11 protein-coding genes are annotated in these 15844 nt (G+C 43.2%); 2 read left to right on the top strand and 9 right to left on the bottom strand.

Annotation, left to right across the window (positions count from 1 at the left end; genetic code table 11):
* The first annotated feature begins 638 nt into the window (after nucleotides 1–638).
* Both AC1D7X_RS06960 and AC1D7X_RS06955 read left to right on the top strand, forming a co-directional pair.
* Nucleotides 639–1202 (top strand): hypothetical protein, encoded by a 564-nt coding sequence (locus tag AC1D7X_RS06960; protein ID WP_495454975.1) that lies wholly within the window; start codon nucleotides 639–641, stop codon nucleotides 1200–1202.
* A gap of 87 nt (nucleotides 1203–1289) precedes the next feature.
* On the top strand, nucleotides 1290–1856 hold the full coding sequence (locus tag AC1D7X_RS06955) for a TlpA family protein disulfide reductase (RefSeq protein WP_495474902.1): 567 nt from the start codon (nucleotides 1290–1292) through the stop codon (nucleotides 1854–1856).
* A 132-nt stretch (nucleotides 1857–1988) separates the two neighbouring features.
* Here AC1D7X_RS06955 and AC1D7X_RS06950 read toward each other — a convergent pair whose 3' ends face one another.
* The 9 genes from AC1D7X_RS06950 to AC1D7X_RS06910 form a co-directional block, all read right to left on the bottom strand.
* The gene (locus AC1D7X_RS06950; protein ID WP_495474901.1) at nucleotides 1989–2312 is read right to left on the bottom strand and encodes a 2Fe-2S iron-sulfur cluster-binding protein; all 324 of its coding nucleotides are present in this window, start codon (nucleotides 2310–2312) and stop codon (nucleotides 1989–1991) included.
* 105 nt (nucleotides 2313–2417) lie between these two features.
* Nucleotides 2418–5372: a VWA domain-containing protein gene (locus AC1D7X_RS06945; RefSeq protein ID WP_495474900.1), complete on the bottom strand. Its 2955-nt coding sequence runs from the start codon at nucleotides 5370–5372 to the stop codon at nucleotides 2418–2420.
* Entirely contained in the window at nucleotides 5356–7350 is a 1995-nt protein-coding gene (locus AC1D7X_RS06940) for a vWA domain-containing protein (RefSeq protein ID WP_495474899.1), read from the bottom strand. Before AC1D7X_RS06940 ends, AC1D7X_RS06945 begins: the two co-directional genes overlap by 17 nt.
* 118 nt (nucleotides 7351–7468) lie before the next feature.
* Nucleotides 7469–8404 carry a DUF58 domain-containing protein gene (locus AC1D7X_RS06935; RefSeq protein ID WP_495454970.1) on the bottom strand — a complete coding sequence of 312 codons (936 nt, stop codon included), beginning with the start codon at nucleotides 8402–8404 and terminating at the stop codon, nucleotides 7469–7471.
* Nucleotides 8401–9390, bottom strand: a complete 990-nt coding sequence (locus AC1D7X_RS06930) for an AAA family ATPase (protein WP_495454969.1) — start codon at nucleotides 9388–9390, stop codon at nucleotides 8401–8403. Before AC1D7X_RS06930 ends, AC1D7X_RS06935 begins: the two co-directional genes overlap by 4 nt.
* A gap of 111 nt (nucleotides 9391–9501) precedes the next feature.
* Nucleotides 9502–11211, bottom strand: a complete 1710-nt coding sequence (locus AC1D7X_RS06925) for a DUF8809 domain-containing protein (protein WP_495454968.1) — start codon at nucleotides 11209–11211, stop codon at nucleotides 9502–9504.
* Between the two features lie 43 nt (nucleotides 11212–11254).
* On the bottom strand, nucleotides 11255–12199 hold the full coding sequence (locus AC1D7X_RS06920) for an ABC transporter permease (RefSeq protein WP_495454967.1): 945 nt from the start codon (nucleotides 12197–12199) through the stop codon (nucleotides 11255–11257).
* On the bottom strand, nucleotides 12196–13125 hold the full coding sequence (locus AC1D7X_RS06915) for an ABC transporter ATP-binding protein (protein ID WP_495454966.1): 930 nt from the start codon (nucleotides 13123–13125) through the stop codon (nucleotides 12196–12198). Before AC1D7X_RS06915 ends, AC1D7X_RS06920 begins: the two co-directional genes overlap by 4 nt.
* A complete protein-coding gene (locus AC1D7X_RS06910; RefSeq protein WP_495474898.1) occupies nucleotides 13122–15488 on the bottom strand; it encodes a DUF8725 domain-containing protein in 2367 nt (788 codons plus the stop codon). The genes AC1D7X_RS06915 and AC1D7X_RS06910 overlap by 4 nt, the downstream gene beginning before the upstream one ends.
* Nucleotides 15489–15844: the final 356 nt, after the last annotated feature.

Below are 15844 nucleotides of genomic sequence, written 5' to 3'. Positions count from 1 at the left end.
ATTGTAACACTTGACTCACTTCATTTCCATATCCTTGTTCAGTTTTCACCTTCTCAACATGACTTATCCCATACAGCATATAAGAAAATTAATTCTGTACATGTCAAAATGAACTATTCATTTCAACTCTATCTGTTACAAAATCTGCTTTGGATTTTAATATTTGGATTATTAAGGGTACTATGTGTTAGGAAGACTTATAAAATGTAGCCAGCCTCAGAATCGAACTACTTGCTTATTACCCTCCTTAAGACTAGCATTACCCCGCCTTAGATCTAGGTACAAAAACCGCCTTTGGTCTGTTTTTAATCTTCCCAGATTAACCTAGAATAAGTTCATCAGGTTGAACCCTTAAATTTTTTTATAAAATCAGGGTAATTTTCAAAACAAGCGACCATAAAATAAATGGAGTCTTTCACAAGATCCATGCCTATTTACATAGAAGTATTTCCTTATTAACCATGATGAGTGACCTGAACATAACGACTTACTAAAAATGTTACGATATCGTATAGGAAATATCAGTTAAAATATACTCGAATTATGGTAAACTACTATTATCATCTAAGAAGGACATAACGAGCTTTTGGTACGTTCAACTTACTATGGTTATAAGATTTGAGTAGAGGATGATGAGAATGTCAGAGGACCACGAAATTTATGTCCTGCTAACGGATACAGGAACTGTTCTTAACAGAACCATTAAGTGGTTTACGAAAGATCCTCTAAATCATGCATCTATCGCTTTTGACAGAGAATTAAAAGAGGTCTATAGCTTTGGTCGTAAAACTCAAAACAATCCATTCTTCGCAGGTTTTGTTAAGGAAGACATGAGCTGGGAATTATTCAGACACGCCACATGTGAGGTCTACTGTTGCAAGGTAAACACTGAGGTTTATAATCATATCCGCAATCAAATTCTTCATATGGTACGTAACCACGACCAATATAAATATAACCTTATTGGTATGGTGGCACTCCTTCTAAATGTTGAAATTAAAAGAGAACATGCTTTTTTCTGTTCTCAATTTGTTGCTTCTGTATTCGAGAACAGTGGTTTTCACTTAATCAATAAATCCTCATTACTTGCGACACCCGGTGACTTGGTTAATGCCCCGGATCTACAATTAATCTACAAAGGCAAACTCCTACCTTACATCCAACCTAATCGTGTGGCCTTCAAACGGATCAGAACTGCATAATGGTTCAAAGACAAGGAATAATTGTGTATTTCAGTCACGTATTCCATACTATAATCAATGCCATGATTGTCATACAAAGGGGAATTTATGAAGAAGAGAATCCAAGTCATTAGCACATATGCGTTACTCATTCTTGCAGTTTTCACGGTATTATTTGTTGTTCTAGATAAACAGACCTCAACATCAGACGAAAATTTGGAGATCGCTTTAACAAATACAGATCCTACATCTGTAAACCAAGAAAGTATTGTCTTAAGAAATTTCATTGATTCTAAGGAGACTTCAATTCACTTTTCAGACAAGCCAACCGTCTTAGCCTTCTTTACGACATGGTGCCCCTATTGTAATGATGATGCACCAAAAATCGTCGAACTACATCATAAATACAAAGATACCATGAATGTCGTTGGGATCAATCTAAGCTATCGCGATGATATGGAAGAATTGAAGCACTATGTAGACAGACATCATATTACATACCCCGTCCTACTTGATGAATCAGGAACTACATTCAGCCGATATGACGGAGATAGTTTTCCAGCTGTATACTTTATCGATTCAAAAGGTGATGTAATCGATGAGATCATCGGCTCCACTGACATCGCATCTATCGAAAGATCATTTATTTCTCTGCAAGAAAACTTTAATGAATAGAATCAACCATTATAAAAAAAAGCATCCCCTAGAATATTTCATTGGTTAACCTCGTGGTTATGGCCAATATAGATTCTAGGGGATGTTTTATATTACGGTAAGGAATTTCACTAGCATTAGATTGTTCTATTTCTATTCTTGTGGTCGCCCGCCTGGCTCCAACCCAGATTCGGAAGCTGTCATCAAAGGCTTCACAGATAGATCTGCGTGTACTCGAACCTGACAAGAAAGACGGATATTGGGATCTGTGATTTCTTTTTTCGCAAGAAGTTCAGCTTCTACCTGCTCTATCGGTCCTGCATCTCCTTCAAGAATCTCAACACGACACGTTGTACATCTAGCGTTTCCGCCACACCGGTGTAATATATCTACCCCATTATCTTCAAGAGCAAGTACTAGCTTTCTTCCCTCTTCGACTTGAAATGTGCCTTTTCCTTCTACTTGAATCGTTGGCATGCTAATCACTCCATTCATTTAATGCTACTATACTAGTCTACCTCATCTTGGCATTAAGAGCTGAGAATACCCCTCACCACTAAAATAAGGAATGTAACTGAGACCTTAGCGAGAATTGCGTTTCTTCGCGGCTAGCAAGCGGTCCATCGATGAGGACCGATCATCAGGCGACACATCAGCGGGGAATCCAGCTGATGGTGTGCTCGTTGCATCAGCTCGCACCGCTGCTGATGGTGGCGCGCTCGGCGGCTTCGCCCGCTGCCGAGCTTGTTGTGCCGGCGGCTTCGCGCGCGCCGCCGAGCTCTTCGAAGCCGGGATGCCATCCCCGGCTTCCGCTGCACCGCCCCGTTGCACGGGCGGTGCTTCTTGCGGCGGCGAGGCGGTGCCGCCGCCGTTGCCGTAAAAGGCTGCGGCGCGTTCTTTGCGCGCCGCAAGCCTGTCTACGCCGGCGGATGGCGCAGCCTCGCCGGCAGGAGTGGGCCGCCGCCGCGGGATGGCGGCCAGCCGTGCCGCGATTGCTGCCCATGGCAGCGACAAGCGGCGCACGGCAATGTCTACGACCCATAGCAATAGCGCTGCTATGAGTAGCGCATAGCTTAAGTCATGCAGCATCCGGCTAGGTCTAGCCTCGGGTGCGAATAATTCCTCTGGCTTATCCCATGATAACATTCGCCCACCTGTAAGATCCGCAAGACGACTAAGCTCCTGTCTAGAATCTCCATTGGTAATTCGATATTCTGGGGAATAGGGTACAATTAGACCTGTCCCAGGGGCAAGAATCTGATCAGTCTCCCCTGTACTATCTACTAAAGACAACATGAATGCACCAGGTTGTTCCACCAACATCTCACCAGTATATTGACCAGGTGATTCCTGATACAGCTTAATTTCCTGTTCTTTTAAATCTTCACCTGTCACCACAGCAGTCATTTGATCAGGAGCCGTTTCACCCTCATTAACTGCTACTTGTAACTGAACCTCATTTCCCGTAACCTCTGTCTTTATTTCATAAGGAGAAGCCGTGAATTGTGGGAAAGTCCACTTTACCATCTGCGTTAATACATCAGAGAATGCTGACCAAGATACCCACTCCTTCGACCATTTCCCTGTTAGATCACTGGTCCATGCCACGCTACGCCCTGATCCATATTGCCATCTTGATAGCAAGGGGTCTGGTTCCGGACTGACTAAGGCCGTCTGTGCTGTCGACTTCGATGTAGTCGCTAAATAACCATTGATCATCGGTACACCTGCTTCAAAAAGTGCTCCCCAATCCCCGGGATCCTGCACTGCAGGAACAAATGGCTTATCTACAATATAGGATTGAGCCATCATGACCGCTTCACGACTGAATATAGCTGGAATGGTTGATGGATCCTGCACGAAGTAATATCTTCCTTTAGCTGCATCGGCTAACGTCTGTAATAATACGGTATCTGCATCCTGTCCCACAGCGACGGATGATAGTGTCATATTATCGCCTTTCATCTGTTGGATCAGTCCATCATACGCACCGTTACCAGCAGATTGTCCATCAGTCATAAGGATAATATGTTTTCTTTGGGCTTCAACATGTAGTAACTCTTGTACAGCCGAACTTAATGCCGGATATATATCCGTCCCACCCTGAGACTGAATCGACTGTATCTGACTGAGGACTTCCTCTTTATTGGTCATCTTTTGCGGTGTAACGACCCACCACGGTTGACCATCAAATGCCACAACACCAACCGTATCCTTCGGACGAAGTAATTCCACCGTCCGCATGGCTGCTTCTTTAGCCAGCTCTATTTTATCTCCGCTCATACTCCCCGAGCGATCTATGACTAGAATAAGTCCTAATGACGGTATTTCTCGTTTCCCTTCAAGATCCATCGACACAGGTAAGAGCTTCTCAATAGGTGTCTTGAAATAGCCACCCATTCCAAAACTATCTTCGCCCCCAGCCATCATAAATCCAATTCCGTAACTTCTAACCGCTTGTTCAATTAGATCCATCTGACGTCCGCCAACACGATTTGCTGATACGTTATTAAATACAATACTATCGTAAGCTCCATATTTCGCTAACTCAGAAGGTAACAATTCAGGTGTAATCACATCAAATTGGATCAGTCCAGAGGACAAAGCAGCTGTTATATTACCGGATGTCTCGGGTTCTCCCTCCACAATCAGTACTTTTGGGGGACCTTCCACACGAGTATAAGCATACCCGGAGTTATTGGCTGATTGCTTGTCTCCATTCATGAAAATCTCGGCTCGATAACGGTGAAGTCCCGTGGTTGTTGCCAATCCCTTCATACCGTAACGATTCTCTCCTGATGTTACCTCAACCTTCTGCCTTCCGATTTCACGATTATCTTCATATAGACGTAGTTCACCTGTCGCTTCATACGTACTTCGAAGCAACACTTCGAAATAAAAGGACTCTGCTTGGTACAACTTATCAGGTACGATCAATTCTTCAACAGCGACGTCCTGAATGTCAGCCTGGGGGGACTCTAATATATCTACTGCGATCCCCCGGTCTTTGAGTAACCTTCCAGCTGAAAGCATACTGCCTACATTCTCTTCCCCATCCGTAATCATCACGATCCGAGCATCACCTTGGTTACTGAGAAGACTGCTTCCTAATTGTATACCCGTTTCTAAATTGCTGAATTCCCGCTTCAATGACGCATTCATCTGCACGTTATCCATCCTTGCAGATGACAGTTTTTGCTCAACAGCAGCACTCAACCCCGTTGATACAATCGAGGCCTGATCTTCTTTCTCTTTATGTTCTGCCGATTGCTGAATCCAATCTTTTAATTGCGCTCCATCAGCCATACTAAAGGAACGGTCAACGAGATATACCATTTCTTTTTGATAAAGAACGGTGTACGACTGTAGTCCTGATAACATTAGAACAAGTAACAGTAAAATCGTTGAACGAATACCAATGGCCCATTTCTTTCGTGTACCTGATAACCTGAAGTCAGATCTATAGGCATACACCATGAGCCCTACAAGCGGAATAAGTAGTAATAACAACCACGGATGACTAAATTGAACGCCCACGTTGGTACACCCCCCATTCCAACAACATAATCACGAGCGTAGCTGCAGCGGCAATCCACATTAGAGACATAGGAAACTTTCCATTGTTAGTCTGTTGATTCTCTTCGTTGTCTTGTGTTCCAGCGGCGCTTTCCGTTCCTTGCATGGCCTCTTGAGTAAATGATAATACGATCTTGTCTTCAATTTCCCCCTCAAAAGGATCCACCGCTACATCCACCCAATAACTTGATAATTTCCCCTCTGCATTCTGCTGTTCAAATGCATATAGTCCAGGAATAGAAGGCGTCCGCTGTAGCGTTGTGAACCCTTTAACTCCCTGATCTGCATCTATTGGATCGATACCCGTTGATACAGCTAATCCCCCTTTTGCTACCCACCGCGCCTTCGTAGCTTCAGCAGAGATAGGAATATCTAAGCTATTTCCTGCAATAACTCTTCCTAGCCCGTATCCATCTCCACTAGTCAACCATGAGACCGCATTATTCACCATGATTGGAAATTCAGAAGACAATGGAAGATCCGTATCTTCTAATTTAAAAAGATAGGCTAATCTTGAATGCCCACCCTCCTTACCTACATAAACCGCGGGTTTATTCCCAATCTCAACAATCGGGTCCCCCCATTCTGGAGAGTCTATTTCAACAACTGTACCAAAATATAATCCAGATAGAGAGAGATACTTGTTAATGGCGTGACTTTCTAACTTCACTTTCTCGCCACCCACCTTGATATCTTTACCTGTTCCACCGATTGTCCATAACGGTGTCTTCGTTAGTAGTTGTTCCCATTCACCCTTTACCGCGAAATCCGGCATATCTCCATCTACAATAATTAGATCGGGTACATCCTGTGGAACAGGAGGAGATGATAGGTCTGACTCACCCTCTCCCTCTACCGAATTCTCAGCTTCTGTCCCCTGAATATTCATCTTAGTAACCTCTGCTCCAGTTAACTGAAGGGCCTTTTCCAAGAACAAATTTCCTGATGACAGAAACAGTACTCGTGGTGTTGAACTCTTTTTTCCAAATGCAAAAGACACATTATCAGCTTCATAAGCATCAGCCCCCTGTAACTCCAGGCGATAGACTTCTGCATCCTGTAAATCATCTAGTCTAAGCGTCGCGATTCCTTCTTCATTCCATTCAACAGCCTGTGTTGCCAGTAACTGATCGTCCCCGTACAAATTGTATTCCATGGGACTAGTCTTACCTGCGGTACGTTCCAAGACAGCAACTGCTATACTGCCTGTGGCCTGATGTTGTACACCGAACTGTTTGACGGCAACATTGCTTGAAGGCGATGCTCCTATATCTATCACTCGACTAGGTACTTGAAAAGAAATCCCTTCTCCATCACCCTTCCACTGGCCATCTGTAAATACAACCACTTCAGCATCCTGTTCATCCCGAGTTAATGCGGAGGCTAGCGATATCGTTTCTTGGTAGGCTGCTTTGCCGTAGTAAGGTTGAATCGCATCAAGTGCTTCTTCCACACGAGAAAGATTCCCCTCACGAGATACGATAATCTGAGGTTCAGCTGCCATACTCAATAGAGTGATCTCGCTCCCCTTGGCATGGTCCTTCACATAATCATCAATCTTCTTCTTCAAAAGATCCATCCTTGTAATCTCTGAATTAGGATCTCCTTCCTTAACGATTACGTCCGTAGTCCTTGCACTCATGCTGCCTGAGGTATCCGCGACAATGACCACATGACCCTTAGCATCATCGGACACCCACCAGTACGGCTGCATCAATGCAAACACGAGTAAAGCAGCTGCCGCCAACTGTAACCAGAGCAATAACCTGTTCTGCAGTCTCTGCCATGGACGGTTAGCCTCTATATTCCGAAGGACCCTCTCCCATAGAAGATGACTCGGCACCAACGTATCTACAAATTTTCTCTTCAACAAATACATCAGTAGTATAGCCGGAATACTTAAGCCAAAGATCATCCCTAGCCATGATCCGATCCCCATATTGAGCTCCTCCTCAAAAGCTATGCTACGCAAAGTTATCTTCGTAAGCATACTCTTAGCTTTGCGTAGCATAGCTAGCATAGCTAGCTTCGTAAGCGCACACTTAGTTTTGCTTCTTTTATGTCATCACTAATCCCGACTCCGCTAGTACTTCAAACACAGCTTGTTGCAAGGGCATATCATTGGGAATAAGAACATATGAAATCCCTCGTTCTGCTGCGTAACTCGATAGGTTGTTCCGATATTTATCCCATTCTGAACGATATGCCTGTAATATCTTTCCTGTCAAAGCGACATCTTTACCCGTCCCAATCTCACTATCAACAAGCCTTAAATCTCCACTATACGATGGATCCATCTCCTCTTGTGACAAGACGTGCACCAGCACCACCTCTTGACCCGCACCCGCAAGACGGGACAAAGCATTTCCGATTTCCTCTTCTCCATCACGTAGCCAGAAATCCGAAAAAATCCAAGTCATTCCTGGTAATCGAGGAATTGCCCCTGGCTCCCCAAGACATGCAGCTAGACTCCCTTCTCCACCCACTGGTGTCTCCTCTAAGAATTGAAACAATCGATGGATAGCACCACGTCCTCTTAATACGGGTAGACGGGAGTCTACCGAACGACTATAGCAAGTTGCCTGTACACGCTCATAAGAGCAAAGAGCGATATAACCAATACTTGCTGCTAACTGCTTAGCATACTGTAGTTTACTTGGGATCTCGCCGTTTCCTTCTGAGTTCCCCTTCATTTTACGGGCACCAAAATCCATCGAAGCTGAACAGTCAATATACACGCTTACCATCAGTTCCTGCTCATCCATAAACTGTCTTATAAATGGCTTACCTGTACGAGAATATACCCCCCAGTCGAATCGACGGATATCATCTCCAGCCGTATATGGACGATAATCGGCAAATTCAAGGGATGAACCTAACCGACGTGAACGTCGTTTACCTTGAAGTGTACCTGCTACTCTCCTACCCGCACCTAGACTTAATCTCTCTAGACGAGGAAGGAGAGCGGATGGGAGTAAATATTGCCCATTCATGCCGTACCTCCTAGAGTATCTATGATTACCTGAATAAGTTGATCCGTCGTAATACCTCTGGCTTGTCCTTCGAAATTCATAAAAATACGATGTCGTAACGCAGGGATAGCTACCGCATGAATATCACCTGTAGAGAGATGCATTCTGCCTTGGCATACCGCACGTACCTTCCCTGTTGAGATGATTGATTGTATTCCCCGCGGCCCCGATCCAAACCTTACATACTTCCGAACACTCTCTGGTGCAGAGGCTTCTTCAGGATGAGTCATCATCATTAATCGAACTGCATAATCCAGCACTTCTTCTGCGACTAATACTTCACGTGACCCCCGTTGAATCTCCATAAGTTCTGACGCCGTTGCTTGTTTACTTACGACCGTTTGGTGCGATGAAGTCGTTCTGCGAACAATTTCTTTTAATTCTTCTGCATTAGGATATGGGACCAGAATCTTAAGTTGAAAGCGATCTAGCTGTGCTTCTGGCAATGGATACGTTCCCTCATTCTCCAAAGGATTCTGTGTTGCCAATACGAAAAAAGGCTGGGGCAATTGATGCGTATCATTCCCAATGGTCACGGTATGTTCTTGCATTGCTTCTAATAGAGCACTTTGAGTCTTAGGTGTAGCACGATTGATCTCATCAGCAAGCACGATACTACTGAAGATCGGCCCACTCTGAAAAGTCATCCCCGTCACCCCTTGATTTCCAAAGGAAAGAACTTGAGTACCCGTAATATCACTTGGCATTAAATCTGGCGTAAATTGAATCCGTGAAAAAGATAAATCCAAACTATCCGCAATCGTACGAACTAACATCGTTTTACCAAGTCCAGGTATCCCTTCCAACAAAGCATGCCCACCTGCAAAAATGCACCACAGCATCTGCTCAACGACCTCTTGCTGACCCACAATAACCTCGCCAATCTGCTCCCTTACACGAGATATCGTTTCTTTCCAAGCTTCTGGCTGTATCTTTATTTCAGGCATATTTTTTCTGTCCTCCTAAAAGTTTTTTTATATGTGCTACTTTCATATCTATCATCAAAAAAACTTGCATCGGAAGCATAATCTAAAAGTTTTCTAGCGTTACTTCTTGCACTAAGGATTAGGATTAATCGATATGAAATATTCTTCTACCAACCCTTGCATTTGCTGAGGTAACTCATTTCTATCGATTGATTTCTTCGCTTCATCTGCATACTCTTCATATACTTCTTCATACGGGCGACTAGCACCATCTATGGTAGGGGAAGTTCCACCCTTCTGAACGGTTCCACCTCCACCTTGAATAGGACCACCGTCACTTTGCAATCCGCCTTTGCCTTCCAGTGAACGTGGTGTGGTTACGAGCTCACGACTTCCTGTTCCTAGACCCGCGCCACTTCCGGTACCACCAGATCCATTACCACCTGAACCTGCTCCCCCACCTTGACCTGAGCCACTTCCTTGACCGGATCCAGATCCGCTACCTTGACCTCCCCCTGAACCAGGAGTGCTACCTTCTCCTGTAGAACCCACCGGTCCATCACTTGGCTCACCTGCATTCGGATCACCTGTTGCACCCGCCTGAGCAAGCGCTTCTGCACTTCCCCCACTACTCCAAGTATCGGAATAGGCCAAGCCAGCGGCCGCCATTTGATCGGCCAGTCCGAGACCTTGTTGGGCTAATGTAGCACTAAGAGCTGAAGCAGCATCCGACTGTTCCGTGGAGGCTGATTTCGCTTCAATGGCTTTAGCTAATTCTTCTGCCAGCTGTTGTAATGCTTGTTCTTGCTCAGCTGCGTCGCCCTTCTCTAACGCTTGCTCCAATTTCTTCAATGCATCTTTCATCTTCTTATTATTAGAGTTCGTAGGCGTGTCTTCATCTAATTTCTTAAGAGACTCTCGTAACTTTTCTTTCTGCTCGGGAGATAATTTCTGCATCTCCTTCTTCAGATCACTCATTGCTTTCTTAAGCTCATCTTGATTATTATTCTGTAAGCTTTTAGCAAGAGAAGATAACTGTGACACTTGTTTCATTTTCTCAGCCATCTCAGATAACGATTTCTTTTTCAATTCCTGTTGCTTCGCTAATTTCTCCATAGACTTCATGCCTTTTTCTAACTGATCCAACGCCTTCTTAGGATCCTTCACATCATTTAATTCCTTTTGAAGCTTATCTATCTGCTCTTGAAGAGGTTGTTTAGTAATAGAGGTAAGTTTGGCAGTCTTAAGCTTCTGAGAGAGTTCAGAAACCTGGTCTTCCTGACTCTTAACCCAATCCTGCTGTTGCTTGGCTTCAGCCAATACCTTATCTTGCGGATTCGGAAATACGGCAAGGATCAGAACGATAATACACATCGAAGCGCAAGTCATCCATAACTTCCTTCTTTTTGGACGTGGAAGTCGTTGCTTCATATTTGTAGCAAATCGTTGTCCGTATTGTGCTGCCTGTTCTCTTTGCCAAGAAACGGTAACATTATCTAGGTTCTCAAATGCTAATGCCGTTACCATCATATCGCTTCGCTCAGTTCCTTCTATGGAACCATCCATGATGATCGCAGATTCCTTTAGGGTTACACGATGGAGCCAGCCCCAGATGAATCCAACCAACACACTGTATCCGAACACACTCATTGCCCAATATCGCACGCCCTCGATGGGCCACAGTCTAGCTGCGATGAATAGGATAATCCCCACAGCTAAACCACATGCACAACCATAACCTCCATAGGACATCATGCGAAATAACTGGAGTCGCCTGCGAGTCATGATGACAGAACGTTGAACCCTATCCATACTTAAGTTCATCTCTTTATTCTGATCCACTCATCATCGCCCTCCTTTTTTGAACCATGATGTTGCTCTTCTGTTAATCGTCATTGAGTTTGACCATTTCACCTTCAGGTTGTACCAGCTCGTCGTCCGTATGCTTCTTGCGTCTTCGAACAGGTCGAATAGAACGGATACTAATCCATAGAGAGCCAATGATAACAACCGTATATACAAGAACAAACTCTACCCACAGTTGTATAGGAGCTTCGGTGTTCATAGCCGCTCCGTTCATAAAGAATGCCGACTTTGATATCTCAGGCTGGAATATACTTAACATGGCTCCCGCGGGGTTTAAGCCTAATATGAACCCAACCCATGAATAAGCTGGTGGTGTTACTGATCCCCTATATGCTTGTTGCCACATACTTAAGAGGAATAAGTAGAGAAGGCCTGTTATCAGGAAAATAAAAATGCCTACACCATACGTAACGATGATAGATATCATGGTTCTTTTAAACAGCGTTGAGAACATAATGCCAAGCGAACCCAGTAACAACATCATGAATAAATAGAACAAGAATAAGGATATTAATTGACTTGGTGAAATTCCACCATATAAGAATACGATGCTATATACAGGTAAGGTTGCAATGACGATCAAAGCCATAAAACTTAATGAGGATAATAACTTACTTAGAATAATCGTCGTTGAACTTTGCTGAGTTGTAAGGAGCATACTCAACGTTTGTTTCTCGCGTTCACTACTGATTACTCCTGCTGTGAGTGCAGGTGCCATGAAAGCAATCATTAACAATTGGGAGAAACTCAGAACATAAAACATCATCTGACTCATACCTGAGTTAAATTGTTGCGTGCCACCGTTATTGTTATTTAAGTACATTGTCACATAGATGAAGCCCATCGCTATGAATCCCAAAGCTAGCACATATAGCATGACAGATACCATCGAACGCGGCGTCCGCATCCGAAGTCTAAATTCTTTATCAAGTACGGGATTTATCCATTTCCTACTCCAGTTCATTGTCCCATTCCCCCTTTTGTAATCTCTAGGAATACATCTTCTAAGTTGGTTTGAGCTTCATGGAACGAAAGGACTGGAAATTCTAAAGAAATGATCTGCTGAAGTAAGCGAGATTGTTCTTCTTCCCCTCCACTGAAATGAACGTGAACACCGGTATTATCACTAAGTACTCCACTTACATAGGCTTCATCACGAAGAAATACAGCTAACTCTTCTTGTCTTTCTAGGGTACGGATATGCAATATTTTCTTTACACGCATACGATTCTGAATATCTGATACTTTTCCTTGAGCCACCATCATACCATGCTCAATGACACCAATTTCATCTACCATTTCTGCAAGTTCCGGCAAGATATGTGAGGAGATAATAATCGTTTTGCCCATTAACTTCAATTCTTTCAATATCTCTCTCATCTCAATTCGCGCGCGTGGATCTAGACCTGATGCGGGTTCATCCAGTATCAACACTTCAGGATCATGTACTAGACATCTAGCCAGACAAAGACGTTGCTTCATCCCTCTTGAGAGGCTATCTACGTAGCTATCACTCTTATCACTCAAATTTACCAAATCAAGTAATTGTGGAATAAGTTTCTCGCGTTCTTGGCGTGGAATATTATAACTAGCTCCATAGAAATGTAGATATTCCGTCGTCTTTAATTGATCATATACTCCAAAAAAGTCTGGCATATACCCTATTCTTTTTCGGACTTCCTTAGGGTGTTCTGTGACTTCATACCCATCCACCTTGGCAGTTCCTGAACTTGGTAACATCAACGTTGCTAGAATTGACATGGTAGTGGATTTCCCAGCACCATTTGGACCTACAAAACCAAATACCGTTCCTTTGGAAATGGTGAGATTAATATCTTTTAATGCATCGAAATTACCGTAACGTTTACTCAGATTTGTGATTTCAATCATGGTTTCACCTTGCCTTTCAGTCTTAATTCCGGCAGAGTAAATGATGTCTGATCTTTGACTGATACAGTCAATCGCAACATCTTTCCATTCATTAAATAATGTTCAACATCTGTATTAATGGTATATCCCCCACTTTTCCACACGACAACTTCCCAATCTAATTTCTTCTCATTCCATATTTTGAATTCAGTATTCTGCCCACCGTTCATGACTTTTAAAGTTAGTTCATCATACACTGCATCGCTATCAAAATGGGGTATTTCGTATTCAAAAGTAGCTAGCCCCTGAGACATATTGATCATCCCATTAGGTTCTTGATTCCACATGCCTGCATTCACTTGTGTCATGTTCGGACTAATATAACCAAACGGAATGTTGACCGCACCACTATGAATCAGATCAATCGTCACAGGTTGTGTCCATAAGTTCAATTGATTGCTTGAGATGGCTTTCCCATCATGCATGTATGTCAAAATAGGATCCTTACTCCAAGCGATAATGTACGAACCTTGCGCATACCAAGAGGCATACGGTACATAATTGGATAGCAAATCCCGTTCACGATTAAAGTCATTCATGTTATTGTTCGAGTAAGGAAATAAAAGAGTTCCGAGAGACCCACCCATTAAATTAAGAACCTTTCCGTTCGTTGTTTTAAGAATGTTACTCTTCTCGTTCTTACTTAAATCCCCAAGCTCATATACTTTCGCTCCCACCACTAAAACTACTTTCGTTAGATCGCTCGTGGTTTCATTAATGACCTCTCCTTCGACGGTGCCTTGGTCATTGAGTGATAGGGATATCTTCAATTGTCCGACCTGCCGATTGTCCGTTTGCTCTGCCCACATTTTGGCGAGAGACCATTGTGGCATATTTAAAAGATCTACCTTTGTTTTCTCGTTACTCACTTCTATAAAACTATTATTTGCAGAGCTAGTCCCCAACCCGCTATCTCGTTGCAATCTGATGTGCGTATTTTTGGGGAACTCAAGCGTATAATCCCCACTACTTGGGGTGAAAAATGCCGTTGCACTCGTCGTTGTGGAACTCCCTTGTCCATTTAATTCAAGAATATTCAACGTATGAGCCAGCTCTTTCGTCTTATCTGCGGATCCTACGGTGTATACTGTTCCACTCGCTATGATCGCGATCAGCGGAATAATCCACCATGCCCATTCTCTCTTATCTACTTTTCGCAGTATCCAATACAGTATAGGTGCGACAACCACAACATAGATCAATAACATCCATACTAATCCACTAAACCCAGGCATTTTGAGCGATGGAAAATAATTAAGAATATACCCAAGGTTATTTAATTGGTTCTCCGGTGACATGCCATATTGGTTGTTTAGCGGAAGGTCACTCTTCAGAAGATTAGCCCATACTTTAGGATGTCCATTCCATGATGCAATGGGTGTCATCGCTAGATCGTAAGCTGCATATAGGACGTTGCCTTGCTCGATCTGACGTGATACGAATAAAGGCTTATCCTCAGCACGATATAAGACTTGACTCTCCTCTAAAGGTCGTGCTTTTGATAATGTAAGATTTCCCTCTAAATTAAGTGGTTTACCTCCAAGTGCAACGATTTCTGGAAGTGAAGTTACGGAAAAGGTACCCTCATATTGAACAGGTACTATATCTGCAAATGCAGCCGCTGTCTTAGGATATCCAGCCCCACCGGCAAGAACCATTGTGCCTCCAGACTTTACCCAACCCGATATTCCACTAATCTGTGACTTACTAAGCGTATCCGATGAGAAGCGATTAATGACTAGTATATCCAACCCATCCAGTAACATCGGATCCTCTGAAATTTCAGACGCCTTCATCGGAACGATATTGAGATCATACCCATCACTACGGAGCACATTCATGAAATTCATAGTATCTGGATCGTCAGACAATACACCTATGATGGTACCACTCGCAGGATTACCCACTATATAGGAATTGTCTGATGCAAAAGGTATGATTTTCCCATCCTCGACAGAATCTTTATAGAACCTAATCTGATTATTATCCTTGGTATACATCATTCCTGGAATGCCCATAACCACTTCTTTAGGTGTGTCTTTAGGTAGTTCTACATGCTGTACGTAAGATGCAGCACTCATGTAATTATCACTGTTCTGAAGAACAATATCTCCAGAAATGTCAGTATCACTTGTTAACGTGATCTTAAGTGGATTCCACTTGCTTGCCTTCATTTTCCCATTGTAACCAATCTCCGTTTTTAAAGTGATGGACGGCCCATCCGCATACACATCATTTGGAACAACAATCCATGCCTGCAGGAGCAACGACAACCCTAATAAGGGCAGAATCAACATTTTTATGTACCTATTATTTACAGACAAAATCTACATTCCCCTCTCTTAACAATATATCTCTACTTATTGACGTGATGAGAGATCAAATAGTTTACACTTTTCCAAAAATGAATTTCACCAAACAATCATAAACGGCTCGCCGTCCTTTAGCGGTGAAGAAACGTTTAGCGGTGAAATACATAAATATGGTATATGTGTATGGTAACACAAAAAATCCCGCACCAATGGGTCGGGATCTCAGTTAACAAGGTTTCTTATTAACTCAACTTTCGCAGCTGGATAATCAGCTTACAACCTTAAGACTGTAAGAAGAATCTAATAAATTTATCCTTATTGACAAAAACACCTTGCTTGTTGGTATCATGGAAGTGTCGAATCAACCA

It is taken from the genome of Paenibacillus sp. Y568 (assembly GCF_059445545.1).
The sequence above is the reverse complement of the archived record's forward strand: the minus strand, read 5'-3'. Positions and strand labels throughout refer to the sequence as shown.

Bases quoted from the DNA above. Each gene is read 5' to 3' on its own strand.
- AC1D7X_RS06960 (WP_495454975.1), top strand. From the start codon at position 639: ATGTCAGAGGACCACGAAATTTATGTCCTGCTAACGGATACAGGAACT.
- AC1D7X_RS06940 (WP_495474899.1), bottom strand. From the start codon at position 7,350: ATGGGGATCGGATCATGGCTAGGGATGATCTTTGGCTTAAGTATTCCG.
- AC1D7X_RS06950 (WP_495474901.1), bottom strand. From the start codon at position 2,312: ATGCCAACGATTCAAGTAGAAGGAAAAGGCACATTTCAAGTCGAAGAG.
- AC1D7X_RS06920 (WP_495454967.1), bottom strand. From the start codon at position 12,199: ATGAACTGGAGTAGGAAATGGATAAATCCCGTACTTGATAAAGAATTT.
- AC1D7X_RS06930 (WP_495454969.1), bottom strand. From the start codon at position 9,390: ATGCCTGAAATAAAGATACAGCCAGAAGCTTGGAAAGAAACGATATCT.
- AC1D7X_RS06915 (WP_495454966.1), bottom strand. From the start codon at position 13,125: ATGATTGAAATCACAAATCTGAGTAAACGTTACGGTAATTTCGATGCA.
- AC1D7X_RS06955 (WP_495474902.1), top strand. From the start codon at position 1,290: ATGAAGAAGAGAATCCAAGTCATTAGCACATATGCGTTACTCATTCTT.
- AC1D7X_RS06935 (WP_495454970.1), bottom strand. From the start codon at position 8,404: ATGAATGGGCAATATTTACTCCCATCCGCTCTCCTTCCTCGTCTAGAG.